The sequence below is a fragment of the Streptomyces sp. TOM-9 genome (assembly GCF_056858595.1).
Genome location: NZ_JBXEQB010000001.1, coordinates 1354438 through 1369465, shown reverse-complemented (window position 1 = coordinate 1369465; position 15028 = coordinate 1354438). Strand labels below are relative to the sequence as shown.

The window sequence follows — 15028 nt, the reverse complement described above, 5'->3', positions numbered from 1 at the left end:
AATGAGCGAAAATGGAGAAGAGGACGCATTGGTATTTGTCGGGGAGCCATAAATGGATGCCTTGGACGAACTCCTTCGAGGGGCTGACCCGGCGGCTCTTCTGACGCTGGACGGTGCCATCCTCGGCCTCAACGCTGCGATGGCCACAGCGCTCGGTGGGCCGGCGGAGCAGTGCCTGGGACGTGACTTCGATGAGCAGCGCCTGGGAGGTGATTTCGGCGATCTGCTGCCCGCAAGCCAGCGGATGTCGGCCGAGAGCCTCGTGGCCCAAGCCGCCAGGTCCAAGGCGGTCGCGATGCGGGTGCTGGAGTTCCCCGGCCCGGGCGACGCACCCGTTGCCTGCTTGATCGAGGCGCGGCAGGTGAAGGATCCCGCAAGGGACGAGCCGTTGGTCTGGGTGCACGCCCTGGATGCGCGGAACGACCTGGCGAGCCTGTTGATCCCGTTCCGGCTGGCCACCGAGGCCGCCGATCTCGGCCTGTGGATGTACGCACCCCAGGGACGCCAGCTGGAGTGGCTCGGTGGCGCACCCTCCCTGGCCGCGCTCTTCCCGGCACCCACTGTGTCGCTTTCCCGTGTGATCTCGGCGGTGCACGCTGACGACCGGGAGGCCTTGCGGCAGCTCCTGCGCTCGACCTCCACCCGGCAACCCTCCTGGGTGAAGTTGCGGTACCTCCCCCAGCACGACGCCTGGCACCAACTGGCCGCCCAGACCATTCGAATCCAGTTGGGATACGGCGGACCCGAGCGGATCTTCGGGGTGGTCCGCGACGACACCAAGCAGGCGAAGCGCAAGGAGAAGGCGCAGGCCGCACTGACTGCAGAGCGGCAGCGCGCCAAAGACATCGCCGACTTCTCCTCCGCCTTGATCACCGCAGCCACGGAGCAGGAACTGCAGCAGATCGCTCTGACCCGGCTCGCCGCAACCTTCGGTGCCACCGGTGCCCTGTTCGCGCTCGTCGACGACGGCCGCCTGCGCGTCTCCACCGATGCCGGGATAGCCATGTGGGAGGCCGGCCCCTTGCACGGCCTGCCGCTGGACCATCCGAGCCCGGTGCCCGAAGCGATCCGCACCGGCACGCCACAGTTCATCGCCGGTCTCAGGGACTACATCCACCGCTGGCCGCAGGGGGCCGAATATCCGCGGCTCGCCCGGCTCGGCTCCGATTACGCCGTCTCCATCACACCCCTCAGCGAAGCCGGCAATCAGCCACTCGGGGCGTGGCTGGTGACCCATGGCAGCGGATACCGGCCGTCCTTGGACGAGATGACCCTCATGGGCACGCTGGCCGATCTGGCAGGCCAGGCACTGCGGCGCATCAGGTTGCAGCAGGCACGAGTCGAGCTGGCCACCGCGCTGCAGCAGACCATGCTCCCCACGCTGCCCGAGGACCTCGCGGGCCTGGAGGTCGCCGCCCGCTACCGGCCCAGCCGGCACGGGCTGGACATCGGCGGGGACTGGTACGACGCCTTCGTCATGTCCGACGGCGCCATCGCAGTGGAGATCGGCGACGCCCAAGGGCACGACGTGGCCTCTGCGGCCCTCATGGGGCAGGTCCGTTTGTCCATGCGTGCGATCGCCGCTCACGAACCGGATCCGGCAACCGTGCTGACGCGCACCAATGAACTGCTCGTCACGATGCAGGCGGCACGATTCGCCAGCTGCACCATGCTGCATCTCGACCCACACGACGGGCAGGTCACCGGCGCCAGCGCCGGCCACGTGCCGTTGTTGTGCGCGTACAAGGACGGCAGCCACAGCATCCACGAGCTGCCGGGCGGGCCGCTCCTTGGAGTCGTGCCCGACACCGAGTACCGCGAGGAGACCTTCACCCTGGACAAGGACAGCGCGCTGATCATGGTCACCGACGGCGTCGTCGAAGGACCGGGCCTGACGTTGGAAGCCGGACTGGAGCGAGCCGGAACACTGGCCGGCGCAGCCCTCCACGACGGACTGAACACCGAGGAGACCGCCGACCGCATCCTCGACGCCGCGGTCGCGGTGGACCACGCCGATGACGTGGCCGTGCTGGTCATCCAGCGCACGTGACGGCGCCCGCTCCTCGCGCACCCTCTGTACGGCCCCCACGTGGGTGCCGGGGTGCGTCAGGGGTGTGGAGGGAGGCGCAGGGCGACGAGGGCGGCGAGGTCGTCGTCGTGGGTCCCGTGACCGTAGGCGAGCAGGTCCCGGTGGAGGAGGTCGAGGAGCCGGCGGGGCGGGGCGAGGGCCCATCGGCGGACGCGCTGGACGAGGGGGTAGAAGGTCCCGGTACGGTCGCGGGTCTCGCTCACGCCGTCGGTGTAGAGCAGCAGGCGGTCCCCGGCGGTGAAGGGAATGGTGTCGACCCGATAGCGGTCTTCGAGGAGGTCCGCCATGTTGATGGGGGGCGACGGCGCGCTGGGTTCCACCTCGCGCACTTGGTCGCCGTGCAACAGCAGTGGCGGAGGGTGGCCGCAGTTGAGCACGCGCGCGATCGGTTCTCCGGCGGGGATTTCCACGAGCACGATGGTGGCGAAGCGCTCCAGCGCGTCGTCGGGGACGTCTCGGGAGTAGTGGCTCATGACGGTCTCCATGTGTCCTGCCAGGGACGGCAGGTCGGGCGCGCTCATCCTCAGCACCCGGAACGTGCTGAGGATGACCGAGGCGACCTCGACGGCCGGAAGTCCCTTGCCGCGGACGTCGCCGATGATCAGCCGCACCCCGTGCGGTGTCTGCATCGCCTCGTAGAAATCGCCGCCGATGCGGGCCTGCGCGGCGGCGGCTTGGTAGAGCACCTCGACGTCGATGTCTTCGAGGTGCTGCGGGAGTGGGCGCAGCAGCACCCGCTGCGCGGTCTCCGCCACGGAGCGGACCTCGGCGAGGGTGTGCTCCCGGTTCTGCCGTACCCGGCTGGCGTAAGCGGCGGCCAGGGTGACGACAATGATTGCGAGCACGGTGAAATTGCCCGGTGTCCGGCCCAGAGTGTGGTCGGCGGCGGAGATGGCGAACCCGGCCATCAGGGCGAGCAGCCCGATGCCCAGAGTGCCGGCCACGGAGAACATCGCGGCGGCCAGCGCCGGCGCTGCCCCGATCAACCGGTAGAACTGCAGGTGGGGCGTGAAGGCTGCGGTCACCGTGTCCAGCACGATCACGAGCAGCGGAATCAGGAGCGCCGGCGAGAACGGCCGGCCCTCTTCCCACATCCGCGGGGAGAGCCCCTTCTGGGCGATCACCTGAGTGAGCGGTGCAGTCGGCCGCGCCATCAGCGACGCCCGACAGAGGCGACGGCGCCGGCGCGGCCTGCGCTCTGCCCGACCATGGGCCTAGTGGGCAGCCCGCCGGACAGCACGTCGATGAAGATCTCACTGTGGTGGTTCCCGAACTGCGCGCCGAGCTCCGGATTCATCGCGATCAGCCTCCTCGCTTCACCAGCCCTGGACCGTCCAGCGTGTGAAGGAGGTGAGGCGGCGACCATGTCCTGACCGTACGAATCCATGGCGACAGCTTGTTGCCAACGCACAATCACTCGTCGGAGGGTCGTTGGTCGTGGTTGACCTCTGTCGAGGCAGCCTAGGGTGGTCCAGAGGCCGCTGACTCCGGCCCTGCCGCGCACAGGTGCGCTCATGGCCCGAGCCAAGAGCCCGCGACCACAGGCACAGCCTTGTCTCACCGTACGAAGTCGGTGGCCCACACCTCACGGACACCGATCCGGCGGTCATGCGGGGCTGGGGCGAAGTAGGGTCGAGCCGAGGTACTGGACCGCGAGCAACGCGACCTCCAGATCGGTGTGCCCCAGCTGGACAGGGTGTCCCAGCGTCTCCTCGACTTTCCGGATGCGGTACTGCACGGTGTTCTTGTGCAGAATTTGGGCGCCGGCGGTCGCGGTGTAGCTGCAACCGTTGTTCAGGAAGATCTGCACGGTCTCCCGCAGCCGTGCGCAGCTCTCGTTGTCGGTGGCCAACGGACCCAGGACGCCCTGCACCCAGGTGCGCAAGTCCTGGATGTTCCCGGCCATGAGGGCGACCGGAGCGACTTGGGAGTATTCGGTGAACCGCGGTGCCGGGTCGGCCATGGACGCGAGCTCCTGACTGTGCAGTGCCTGCCGGTGCGTAGAGCGAAATCCATCGATTCCGAATCCCATGCCACCGAAACCCGCGTGCACGGAATGATCACCGCGCTCGGCGATATTCGACAGCCGATCCCAGGGAACATCGACACGCGAGCCGAACGGCAGCCAGACCCACGAAAGAATCTCGTCGCGAGGGACGAAAAGCGGCCTGGCGGGGCATTGGAATTCCTTGGCGATCACATGGGCCATCCGGCCGAGCCGGGACAGTCCATTTCCCTCACCGGTCAGCGGAGGCAGCCAAGCCACCATTCCGAGGTGATGTTGCCGGAGTCGGTAACCAAGTGCCGATTCCGCCCAGTCGAGGTCGACATCCTGCTCGGCCAGGATGTCCCGCACCCGCGCGGCGCGCACGGCGGTCTGGCTGAGCAGCCAGTGCTCCCGTTCGAACTGGTACACGTCGATGACGTGCTCGGTCACCCGGTCGATGTAGCCGAAACTCACCTGCAACATGTGCCGATTGGTGGCGGCCCACAGATCCCTGTCGGCGCCCTGCCGGTCAAGTTCATCGAGGCACCACTGCATGAACCGCCAATGGCCGATCCTGTAGGCCCGGACCAGCGCGCTGACGGAGACATTCCGTTGCGCGAGTCTCCTGGCGTACTCCGAGGCGGCCACGGGCCCCTCGACGTTGTCCAGCGGAATGTCGTTCTCGAAAATGTGCAGCAAGGTGGCGACGTTTTCCGTGACGCTCGCCTGGAGAATTTTGACGACGGTCTCGTCGCCCCTGAGATCCGGGATCTCGGCAATCAGATTCTGCCCTATGTCGCGGCTTACCGCCGACAGGTGTGACCCTACGTTCTCCGCGACCACGGACAGTTGCTTTACTGCGCCGGGATATTCCGCAACCATGGTCACGATTCTACAGCGGGCCTCATGAACTTCTTGCTCTTCTGCCCGGTGATGGACAGGCATGCCCCCGGCAGCGCGTACGGACGCAGCCCGCTCATGTGGATTGGTTCAACGGCACCAAATTCCGCGCGAAGGTCGTATTGCGCGCCCAGTGGCTGCCGTGCCTCCCACCCCTAGCGTCGTCCTTTGGCGGGATCCCGCCGAATCCGTTCTGCGGCGGTCGGCGCACGCCGGCCCTCGCTTCGAGACAGATCCATTCGAGGAGATGGTCCTCAGTGACCGACACCTACCGAGGCAGCCTCAGCACGCAGCAGTACACGACCCTCGAGACGACCGATTCCGCGATCGCGATGGTCGATTCCGAGGGGCGGGTCGTCGCGTGGACGAGCGCCGCACAACGGCTCGTCGGCTACTCGGCCCGGGAGGTGGTGGGCCAACCCGTCTGGTTCGTGATGCCCCTGTCCCGGAGCATGTGGCAGGTACAGGCGTTCGTCGAGGAGTGCCGCGTGCGGGGCGGCTGGTCCGGCACCACGGCGGTTCGACATCGCGACGGCCGCACGCTCCACGTGGGGGTGCGGATTTCGCTGCTGTGGGGACTGGACGGGAATCTCCACTGGCTCGTCTCCGGCACCGACATCGCCGCGCTGTCGTCGTCGGCGACCACCGGATCGGTGCGCGAGTCGCTTCTCATGCGCACGCCGATCGGCGTCGTGGTCCGCGATCTGGAACTGCGCTGCACCTGGGTCAACGAGGTCATGGAACGGCTGGACGGCGTACCCCATGACCGGCGATTGGGACGTCGCCTTGCGGATGCGCGACCTGGCTTCGAATCCGAAGCGCTCGAGGCGGTGATGCGGCAGGCGCTGAACAGCGGCATTCGCGCGGCGTACGAATACCGGGCGTCGCCCGTGAACGACCAGTCCCGGGAACGTGCCCTGGCGGCGTCGTTCTTCTGCCTCCACGACAGCCACGGTCGACCGCTGGGGGTGTGCTCCTTGACCGCGGACGTCACCAGCAATCAACGGGCGCACGAGCGTCTCGCCATCCTCAGCGAGGCCGGCACCCGGATAGGCAGCACCCTGGACGTGATGCGGACCGGCCAGGAGCTGGCCGACCTCGCCGTGCCCCTCCTGGCCGACTACGCAGTCGTCGACCTCGCGGAGTTCGTCCCGCTCGGCGAAGAGCCGACGGTCCCGGTCCATTCGACGGGGGAGCGCCGCCAGACCTTCCGCCGCGCGGGCCTGGCCTCGATCCACTCGGGCACCCCGGAGTCGCCGTGGGCGCGTGGGGACTCGATCCTCGTCCCGCCGACCTCGCCCTGGATCAAGGTGCTGTCCTCCGGTAGTTCCCACCTCGAACCGGTCCTGGACACCTCACCGGGCACCTGGGTGGACCACGACCCCGCGCGGGCGCGGGCGATCCGTGAGCACGGAATGCACTCCATGATGCTCGTGCCCATCCTGGCGCGTCATGCCGTGCTGGGGGTCGCCTTGTTCATCCGTAGCGAGGATCCCGAGCCGTTTCAGGAGGACGACTTGCTCCTTGCGGAGGAACTGGTCACCCGGGCCGCGCTGTCGCTGGACAACGCCCGCCAGTACACGCGCGAGCACGCCACCGCTCTCACACTGCAGCGCAGCCTGCTGCCCCAGCGCTCGAGGAGCGGCGCAGCGATCGAGGCGGCCTCACGCTACCTGCCGGCCGATGCGGGCAACGGTGTCGGGGGCGACTGGTTCGACGTGATCCCCCTCTACGGCGCCCGGGTGGCGCTGGTCATCGGAGACGTCGTCGGGCACGGCATCAACGCCGCGGCGACCATGGGAAGGCTCCGGACGGCCGTACGCACTCTCGCGGACATGGACCTGGCTCCCGACGAACTGCTGACCCATCTCGACGACACGGTCCGGCACCAGGCCGACGAGGATGCCGACGCCGACCACGGGGCCTTCGCCGCCGTCGGCGCCACGTGTCTCTACGCCGTCTACGACCCGGTCTTCCGGCGGTGCACGATGGCTCGGGCCGGGCACCCCCCGCCCGCGATCGTCGATCCGCAAGGCCGGGTGACGTTTCCCGACCTGCCCACAGGGGCTCCCCTCGGCATCGGATCGGTGCCCTTTGAATCGGTGGATGTGGACCTCCCCGACGGGTCCCTGCTCGCCCTGTACACCGATGGCCTGGTCGAGGCCCGCGAGAGTGACATCGACACCGGGATGCGGCGGCTGGGCGCGACCCTCGTGGCCCAGCCCCGGCGGTCTCTGGAAGCGCTCTGCTCGGCGGTGATCGAGGCGCTGTCGCCCCGGTCACCCTCTGACGACATCACGCTCCTGGTGGCCCGGACCCATTCGCTGACCCCCGTCCAGACCGCCTCATGGGACGTGCCCCGCGACCCCGCCGTCGTCTGCCGCGCCCGTGCACTGGTGACCCGGCAACTGACCCAGTGGGGCTTGGAGGACCTGGCCGCCGACGCGGAGGTGATCGCCAGTGAACTGGTCACCAACGCGATCCGTCACGGCAGCGGACCCGTTTCCCTTCGTCTGATCAAACATCGGCTGCTGACCTGCGAAGTCTCCGATGCCGGAAAGTCCTTCCCGCGCCTGCGCCACACCTGCAGCAGCGACGAAGGCGGTCGCGGCATTCTCCTGGTCTCCCAGCTCTCGCACAGGTGGGGCAGCCGCTGGACGACCGGCGGCAAGGTCGTCTGGGCGGAACAGGATCTGCCCGGACACGGCTGAGCGTCGACACCGGGGCCGTGCATACATCCGTCTGGCCTTCGGGCTCGAGACCCTACTGGGTAAGGAGCCGTCCTCCGGCGCCGGCTGGCTGATGGAGTGCGAGTGTCCGGTGGGCGCCCGGTCGTCGCAGCCGGCCGACCAGCCGACAGCAAGAAGCAAGCCGGCCACCAGCCAGGCCGGCGGGGAACGAATACGGAACCGGGTCACATCCCTCCCAGGGACGCCGAGTGGCCGGGCGGAGAGGTCACGCCCGGGGGGATGAAGTCACAACGGCCCACCGACGGCCCGTCAGCTGGACGTAGGGAGACGAGGGACCCGGACAGATCCTCGCCGTTCACACGAATCGCCAGCCGTACGACACCGGCGCCCCTGAGGCGCCGCTTCGGCTGCCCCCGCCCGAGCAGATTTGGTCACCGTCAGGAGGCGGGTGTCTGGTGGGGGACGCGCTTATGCCTGTGCAGAGCGGTGATTTTGCATATATCCAATTCCTCTTTCCGTGTCAAGCCCCGAACTGGAGTGACCTGACAGAATCCGAACGGTAGGGCCGAATGGAATGCGAGGCGTTCCGGAAGGAAAAAGTGGAGACTTCCACCACCGCCTCTGCCATCGACCCGATATCGCGGCCCGTAGCCCCGGAGGAATCCCGGCTGCAGACCGCACCGACTGTGGGTGAACGACCATGCACTGGAATTGCGCGCCACGATCCGCGAGCTCCTCCTGTCCCCACGGGCAGGAGGAACGGCCGTGACCTGCAACAGCTTTGAGCAGTCCACTGCGGCTTCGGCCGGCTCGCAGAGCGTGGCCGGCGCTTCGGGATCCGGAGAGGAAAATTCTGTCGAGACACTTCTTGCCGAAGTTCTCGCGGGTGTCCTGCGAACCGAGCAGGTACCGGCAGACGGTCACTTCTTCACCGACCTGGGCGCGGATTCTCTGCTGATGGCTCATTTCTGCGCTCGCGTACGCAAGCGCGACGACCTGCCCACCGTCTCGATGAAGGACGTCTACCGGAATCCCACCATCCGCGGCCTGGCCGCCGCCCTGGAGCCGCGGGCGGAAAGGCCCGAAGAGCCTCCGGCCGGATCAGGCGCCGGCGTACCCGGTGCGGTGCCCGTCGCGGCGGGCACCGCGCGGTACGTGCTCTGCGGGGCGCTCCAGCTGCTCGCGTTCCTCGGCATGTCCTTCGTGGCCGCCCTCGCGCTCACCCGCGGATACGAGTGGATCCGGGACGGCTCGGGATTCGCCGGTGTGTACCTGCGGTCCGTGCTGTGCGCCGGCGCGGGGTTCACCGGCCTCTGCGCCCTGCCCGTCGCCGCCAAGTGGATCCTGATGGGGCGCTTCCGGCCACGGCGCTTCCCCGTGTGGAGCCTCACCTACCTGCGGTTCTGGTGCGTGAAGGCCCTGATCCGCACCAGCCCCATGCGTCTGTTCGCCGGCACCCCGCTGTACGTGCTCTACCTGAGGGCGCTGGGAGCGCGTGTCGGACGCGACAGCGTGGTCCTCTCGCACCATGTGCCGGTGTGCACGGACCTGCTCACCGTCGGGCAGGGGACCGTCATCCGCAAGGACGCGCTCTTCTCCTGCTACCGCGCCCGTGCCGGAATGATCGAGACCGGTGCGGTGACGCTCGGCCGGAACGTGACGGTCGGCGAGCAGGCCGTCCTGGACATCGACACCTCGATGGGCGACGGCGCCCGGCTCGCCCACGCCTCCGCGCTCCACAGCGGCCAGGCCGTTCCCACCGGCGCTTCCTGGCACGGTTCCCCCGCCCAGCCGAGCGGCACCGATTTCCGGGTCGTCGAGCCGCTCGCGTGCGGCAGTCTGCGCAAGGCCCTCTACACGGCCGCACAATTGGCGCTTTTGCTCGGGCTGTACCTGCCGGTGGCGGTGGGCGGTCTCGCCCTGCTGTCCGCCGCCCTGCCGCAGCTGGACGTGGTGTCGGCCCCCGAGCACGCCTTCACCAGTCCCGCGTTCCACATCGACGCACTGACCGCCTCGCTGGTGGCCTTCTTCGGCGGTCTCCTGGCTTCCCTGGTGGCGGTGAACGCCCTGCCGCGCCTGCTCCACCGGACGATCGAACCGGGCAGGAGCTACCCCCTGTACGGCTTCCACCACGGTGTCCAGCGGGCCCTCGCGCGGATGACCAACATCAGGTTCTTCGTGCTGCTCTTCGGTGACAGCTCCGCCATCGTCCACTACCTGCGCTGCCTCGGGTACGGCCTGCGTCGGGTCGAGCAGACGGGCTCGAACTTCGGCTCGCTCGTCAAGCACGACACTCCGTACCTGTGCGAGGTGGGCAACGGCACGATGGTCGCCGACGGCCTGTCCGTCATCAACGCCGACTTCTCCAGCACGTCCTTCCGCCTCTCGCCGGCGGCGATCGGCGCGGGCAGTTTCCTCGGCAACAACATCGTCTACCCCGCGCACGGCCGCGCCGGTGACGACTGCCTGCTCGCGACGAAGGTCATGGTCCCCGTCGACGGCCCCACGCGGGAAGGCGTCGGCCTGCTCGGCTCGCCGAGCTTCGAGATCCCGCGCACCGTGCACCGTGACCAGCGGCTCGACCACCTCGCCACCGGTGAGGAGCGGCGGCGCCGCCTGGCAGGCAAGAACAGGCACAATGCCCGCACCGCGCTCCTGTACGTGCTGATGCGGTGGTTCCACTTCTACGTCGTCGCCCTCGTGGCGATGACCGCCGTCGACCTCTACCACGTCCACGGCGTGGCGCCGGTCGCCCTGGTCGGCCCGATCACCCTGATGTTCACCGTCGCCTACTACGCGCTGGTCGAGCGGGTCGTCACCCGCGTACGGCCGCTGAAGCCCCTGTACTGCTCGATCTACGAGCCGTCCTTCTGGCGCCACGAGCGCTTCTGGAAGCTGACCACCCACCGGTACATGCAGCTCTTCAACGGCACCCCGTTCAAGAACGTCGTCTGGCGGCTCCTCGGCGTCAGGATCGGCCGGAGGGTCTTCGACGACGGCTGCTCCCTGATCGAACGGGGCCTGGTCGCCATCGGCGACGGCTGCACCCTCAACACCGGCACGGTCATCCAGTGCCACTCCCAGGAGGACGGCGCCTTCAAGTCCGACCACGCCAGGCTCGGCGCCGGTGTGACCCTCGGGGTCGGGGCATTCGTCCACTACGGCACCACTGTGGGCGACGGGGCCGTGCTGGCCGCCGACTCCTTCCTGATGAAGGGCGAGGAAGTCCCCTCCGGTGAGGAGTGGGGCGGTAACCCCGCCCGCAAGGCCGCCGCCGTCCACCAGCTGCCGGGTGCCCGGCGCACCCCGCCGTCAGGCGGTCCTGAGGCGAGGCCGGGCAACCAGGAGACGCTTGCCGCCGTCGCCGCTCAGCACGGCTAGGTCGCCCGCCCGCGGCAGACACCCGGCACCACCTGACCCCGGCGGCGGTGTGCGGGGACGGCGCCGGACCGTCCCCGCACACCCGTTGTGGCCCCGCTGACGCTCAGGTGATCAGCCGGGCCGGGGTGGTGGCCGCGTGCATCAGGACCTCCAGTGGCCCTCGCCGGAAGATCCGTGTCCAGGCCAAGGCCAGGACCATCGCCGCCGCGGCGAAGGAGAGCAGGACCGGTAGGGCGGCGGAGTCCGGCAGGTCGTCGACGCCCAGGGCCTTGATGGCGACGATGTGGCCGACGTACGCGGTCAGCGAGATCGAACCCACGGCGATCACGGGCGTGGCCGCCCACCGCACGCGCGCCGACCGTTCGACCACCGCCAGGCAGGCGGCCAGCACCAGGAGCGCGCCCCCGGTGTTGCCGAGGATCGAGAACGTCGTCTGGCTGTGCGGCGCGGCCACCAGCAACCAGGACGGCGTGTCGACGACCTGGTCCCCGTACGCCTGGGACAGCGCGTCCGACCACCAGGCCGAGGCCGTTGGAGCGCCGTCCGTGGCCGCGCTGATCGCGGCCCGCGCGCCGGGAGCCAGGTGCAGGGCCAGCCAGGAGCCGCCGTAGCCGAGCACGGCCAGTACCGCCCCGCACACGGCGACCTTCGCGTGCACGCCGGGCCGCCGCAGGTCGAGCCGGGCCACGGCCATCCCGGCGATGAGGAAGGACACCCACGTCAGCACCGGGTAGTCCCCGGTGACCAGCAGCTCCAGGAATCCGTCCGAGCCGGTCAGCCGGGCCAGCGGATCGTGTGCGATCACCGTGTCGCTCCAGCCGCCGTTGTCGACGGCGACCCGCAGTACGTACAGGACCTGTGGCAGCACGAGCGCGGTGGCCGCCGCGATCAGCGCCAGCGTGCGGGCCCGCAACCGGTACAGGGGCAGGACGAGGAGGAAGGCGAGCCCGTAGTAGGACAGGATCACGTCGATGGACGTGCCCAGGTCCGTCAGCAGGTACCCGAGGACGATCAGCAGGCCGGCCCGGATGAGCACGCGGCCGATGGCCTGCCGTCCCGCCCGGCCGGTACGCGGCTCCGGCCGGCCCGTGAGCAGGACCAGGGCGAACCCGGCGAGGAGGGCGAACAACGCGGAGGACCGGCCCCGGGCCAGCTCCATCGCCCAGCCGAGCGGGCCGCCCACCGAGGGATCGGGACCCACGTGCGCGGCGAACATCCCCAGGATGGCCAGACCTCGCGCGAGGTCGACACCGATCAACCGCCCCGCCCCCGCCGGGCGGAAGGGGGAGCGGGCCGCCGGGACCTTCTTGTCGAGCGGCGGCGAGTCCTCGGCCGCGACGGGTGCTGCGTGAGTCATGCGCCCCAGACTTGTGACGCCACCGGTCGCACGCCATCCGGCGGGTGTCGGGATTCCCCCCGCCAAGTGGCTGGGCCCGCGCGCCCCCGCGTCCCGCCGTCGTGACGTTCCCGGTGGCCGAAGGCTCCCGGTGAACGCGGCCGTCCCTGAGGGCTGCGACGCCGCTCCGACCCCCGGGGTCCGGGGGTGCGCCGCGACGGGCAACCCTCCGGGAATGGCCGTTCCGTGCGGGAACCGTGAAGGGCGGGCCCCGAGGTGACGGGGAGGGCCAACGGTCACCCTCCAGCAATGTACGCGCCAACCATCCGGCAACTGCACGCCGCCCTGCACAACTGCAATGCCCTGGCAGCACCAACCGGGCCTCACGGCCGTACTCCGCACGCCAGGGATTGCGCACCCACATGCAGCCTTCCGCATCACCTTCTCCGTCCGGACACTCCGCCGAACTGCGTGACGCCGTACGCCGCTTGGACAGACGCCGCTTCCTGACCGTCACCGGGGCGGCGGCGACGCTGGCCTTCGCCGCGAACATCCCGCTCGGCGGCACCGCCGCGGCGGCCGAGGCGAGCGCCGTGCAGATCACCGAGAACCCCTTCACGCTGGGCGTGGCCTCGGGCGACCCGATGCCCGATTCGGTGTTGCTGTGGACCCGGCTCGCCCCCCGCCCCTACGAGACCGGCAGCGGCCTGCCCCAGAAGCGCTTCAAGGTCCGCTGGGAACTCGCCCACGACGAGCGCTTCACCCGCGTCACCAAGCGCGGCACCGTCGACGCGCACCCGGAGTACAACCACGCCGTGCACGTCGAGGTGGGCGGCCTGGACGCCGACCGCGTCCTCTACTACCGGTTCCGCGTGGGCCAGTGGATCAGCCCGGTGGGCCGTACCCGCACCGCCCCGTCGAAGGGCGCCCGGCTCACCGAGCTGCGCCTCGCCGCGGTGTCCTGCCAGGCGTACCACGACGGGTACTTCACCGCCTACCGCCACCTGGCCGACGAGGACCTCGACGCGGTCTTCCACCTCGGCGACTACCTCTACGAGTACGCGGTCACCGCGACCGGGGGCGCCCGCGCCTACACCGACCGCGTCCTGCCCGAGGTCTTCAACCGCGAGACCCTCACGCTGGACGACTACCGGCTCCGGTACGCCCTCTACAAGTCCGACCCCGACCTGATGGCGGCCCACGCGGCCCACGCCTTCGTCGTCACCTGGGACGACCACGAGACCGAGAACAACTACGCGGACGGCACTCCCGAGAACGACGTGCCCCCGGAGGAGTTCCTGCTGCGGCGGGCCTCCGCCTACCGCGCGTACTGGGAGAACCAGCCGCTGCGGCGCCGGCAGCTCCCGCACGGCCCCGACGCCCAGCTCTACCGGCGCCTGCAGTTCGGGCGGCTCGCCCAGTTCGACGTCCTCGACACCCGCCAGTACCGCTCCGACCAGGCGTACGGCGACGGCTGGCAGGTCCCGGGACCGGATTCGCAGGACCCGGCCCGCACGATGACCGGCACCACCCAGGAGCGCTGGCTCGTCGACGGCTGGCGCACCTCGAAGGCGACCTGGAACGTCGTCCCCCAGCAGGTCACCTTCGCCCAGCGCAAGGACCGCACGACACCGGACTTCAAGGTCTCCATGGACTCCTGGGACGGCTACCCCGCCTCCCGGCAGCGCCTCCTCGACGGCTGGGAGTCCGCCGGCCGGGACAACCTCGTCGTCCTCACCGGCGACGTCCACGTCCACTACGGCTTCGACATCAAGAAGGACTTCGACGACCCGGCCTCGAAGACCCTCGGCACCGAGATCGTCACCAGCTCGATCACCAGCGGCAAGGACGGCTCCGACAAGCCGTCCAACTGGGCCACCTACCTGCAGGCCAACCCGCACCTGAAGTTCTACAACGGCCGCCGCGGGTACGCCGTGGTCACCCTCGGCAAGGACGCGGCGCGCGCCGACTTCAAGACCGTGTCCGCGGTGACCACGCCCGGCGCCCCCATCACCACGGCCGCCTCCTTCGTCACCGAGGCCGGCAACCCGGGACTCACGCCCGCCTGACCCTCTGAGAAGGCCGCAGTACGCAGCGGGACCCCGGGGACGTTCCCCGAGGTCCCGCTCCCGTTCGGCCCGGCCGCCCGACGGCGGAACCGAGGGACATCGACGCGATGCGCCGGCGCGTTCCGCAGGTGCCGATCGGGGTCGCCAGGCTTCGCCGGAGCGAGCTGAGGTGCCGGTAGGGCCATACGGGCATGTTTTCCAGATATGGGTGACGTTCGGTGTGGGCGGAGGAGGCCTCGGCCGGCCTGGGCGGAGGCGACCGGAGGCCGCGTGGGGTGCCCGCGGGCGGCTGCTTCCGCCGGTGGGAGTGGGTGAGCGATGTCCACGGGTGCCGATTCCGTAGCGGCCTCCCGGCTCGGGGCCGAGGAGCTCGACGCCGCGCTGGAGCGTGTCGTCCTGGACACGGGCGCATCGGTGGGGCTGGTGTACCTGCTGGTGCCCGGCGAGCGGGTGCTGCACCTGGCGGTGGTGTCGGGGGCGCCGGTGCGCCTTGCCGCTCCGTGGGCGCGGGTCCCGCTGGACTCCCCGGAGTTGATGGCGGAGGCCGTGCGGGAGCGGCGTCTGGTGTGGCTGGGC

The 15028-nt window shown here is 69.7% G+C and carries 8 protein-coding genes; 4 read left to right on the top strand and 4 right to left on the bottom strand.

The features are described from left to right. Positions 1-52: 52 nt before the first annotated feature. Positions 53-2050, top strand: coding sequence for a SpoIIE family protein phosphatase (locus AC1VWI_RS06475; protein WP_499509965.1), 1998 nt, complete (start codon positions 53-55; stop codon positions 2048-2050). Positions 2051-2106: 56 nt separating this feature from the next. Here AC1VWI_RS06475 and AC1VWI_RS06470 read toward each other — a convergent pair whose 3' ends face one another. The 3 genes from AC1VWI_RS06470 to AC1VWI_RS06460 form a co-directional block, all read right to left on the bottom strand. Next, entirely contained in the window at positions 2107-3213 is a 1107-nt protein-coding gene (locus AC1VWI_RS06470; protein WP_499509964.1) for a PP2C family protein-serine/threonine phosphatase, read from the bottom strand. A 29-nt stretch (positions 3214-3242) separates the two neighbouring features. Further along, positions 3243-3386 (bottom strand): hypothetical protein, encoded by a 144-nt coding sequence (locus AC1VWI_RS06465; RefSeq protein WP_499509963.1) that lies wholly within the window; start codon positions 3384-3386, stop codon positions 3243-3245. A gap of 309 nt (positions 3387-3695) precedes the next feature. Then, positions 3696-4958, bottom strand: a complete 1263-nt coding sequence (locus AC1VWI_RS06460) for a PucR family transcriptional regulator (protein ID WP_499509962.1) — start codon at positions 4956-4958, stop codon at positions 3696-3698. A 98-nt stretch (positions 4959-5056) separates the two neighbouring features. Here AC1VWI_RS06460 and AC1VWI_RS06455 point away from each other — a divergent pair, with 98 nt between their 5' ends. Both AC1VWI_RS06455 and AC1VWI_RS06450 read left to right on the top strand, forming a co-directional pair. After that, complete coding sequence (locus AC1VWI_RS06455; RefSeq protein ID WP_499509961.1) at positions 5057-7687, top strand: SpoIIE family protein phosphatase; 2631 nt, start codon at positions 5057-5059, stop codon at positions 7685-7687. Positions 7688-8431: 744 nt separating this feature from the next. Beyond that, on the top strand, positions 8432-11047 hold the full coding sequence (locus tag AC1VWI_RS06450; RefSeq protein ID WP_499509960.1) for a Pls/PosA family non-ribosomal peptide synthetase: 2616 nt from the start codon (positions 8432-8434) through the stop codon (positions 11045-11047). A 103-nt stretch (positions 11048-11150) separates the two neighbouring features. Here AC1VWI_RS06450 and AC1VWI_RS06445 read toward each other — a convergent pair whose 3' ends face one another. Beyond that, on the bottom strand, positions 11151-12404 hold the full coding sequence (locus AC1VWI_RS06445) for a DUF418 domain-containing protein (RefSeq protein ID WP_499509959.1): 1254 nt from the start codon (positions 12402-12404) through the stop codon (positions 11151-11153). A 401-nt stretch (positions 12405-12805) separates the two neighbouring features. Here AC1VWI_RS06445 and AC1VWI_RS06440 point away from each other — a divergent pair, with 401 nt between their 5' ends. After that, complete coding sequence (locus AC1VWI_RS06440) at positions 12806-14452, top strand: alkaline phosphatase D family protein (protein ID WP_499509958.1); 1647 nt, start codon at positions 12806-12808, stop codon at positions 14450-14452. The last annotated feature ends 576 nt before the right edge of the window (positions 14453-15028 follow it).

What these genes read in the sequence shown, in the direction of transcription:
- AC1VWI_RS06465 (WP_499509963.1), bottom strand. Translation starts at nt 3,386, where the DNA reads ATGAATCCGGAGCTCGGCGCGCAGTTCGGGAACCACCACAGTGAGATC.
- AC1VWI_RS06440 (WP_499509958.1), top strand. Translation starts at nt 12,806, where the DNA reads ATGCAGCCTTCCGCATCACCTTCTCCGTCCGGACACTCCGCCGAACTG.
- AC1VWI_RS06460 (WP_499509962.1), bottom strand. Translation starts at nt 4,958, where the DNA reads ATGGTTGCGGAATATCCCGGCGCAGTAAAGCAACTGTCCGTGGTCGCG.
- AC1VWI_RS06475 (WP_499509965.1), top strand. Translation starts at nt 53, where the DNA reads ATGGATGCCTTGGACGAACTCCTTCGAGGGGCTGACCCGGCGGCTCTT.
- AC1VWI_RS06445 (WP_499509959.1), bottom strand. Translation starts at nt 12,404, where the DNA reads ATGACTCACGCAGCACCCGTCGCGGCCGAGGACTCGCCGCCGCTCGAC.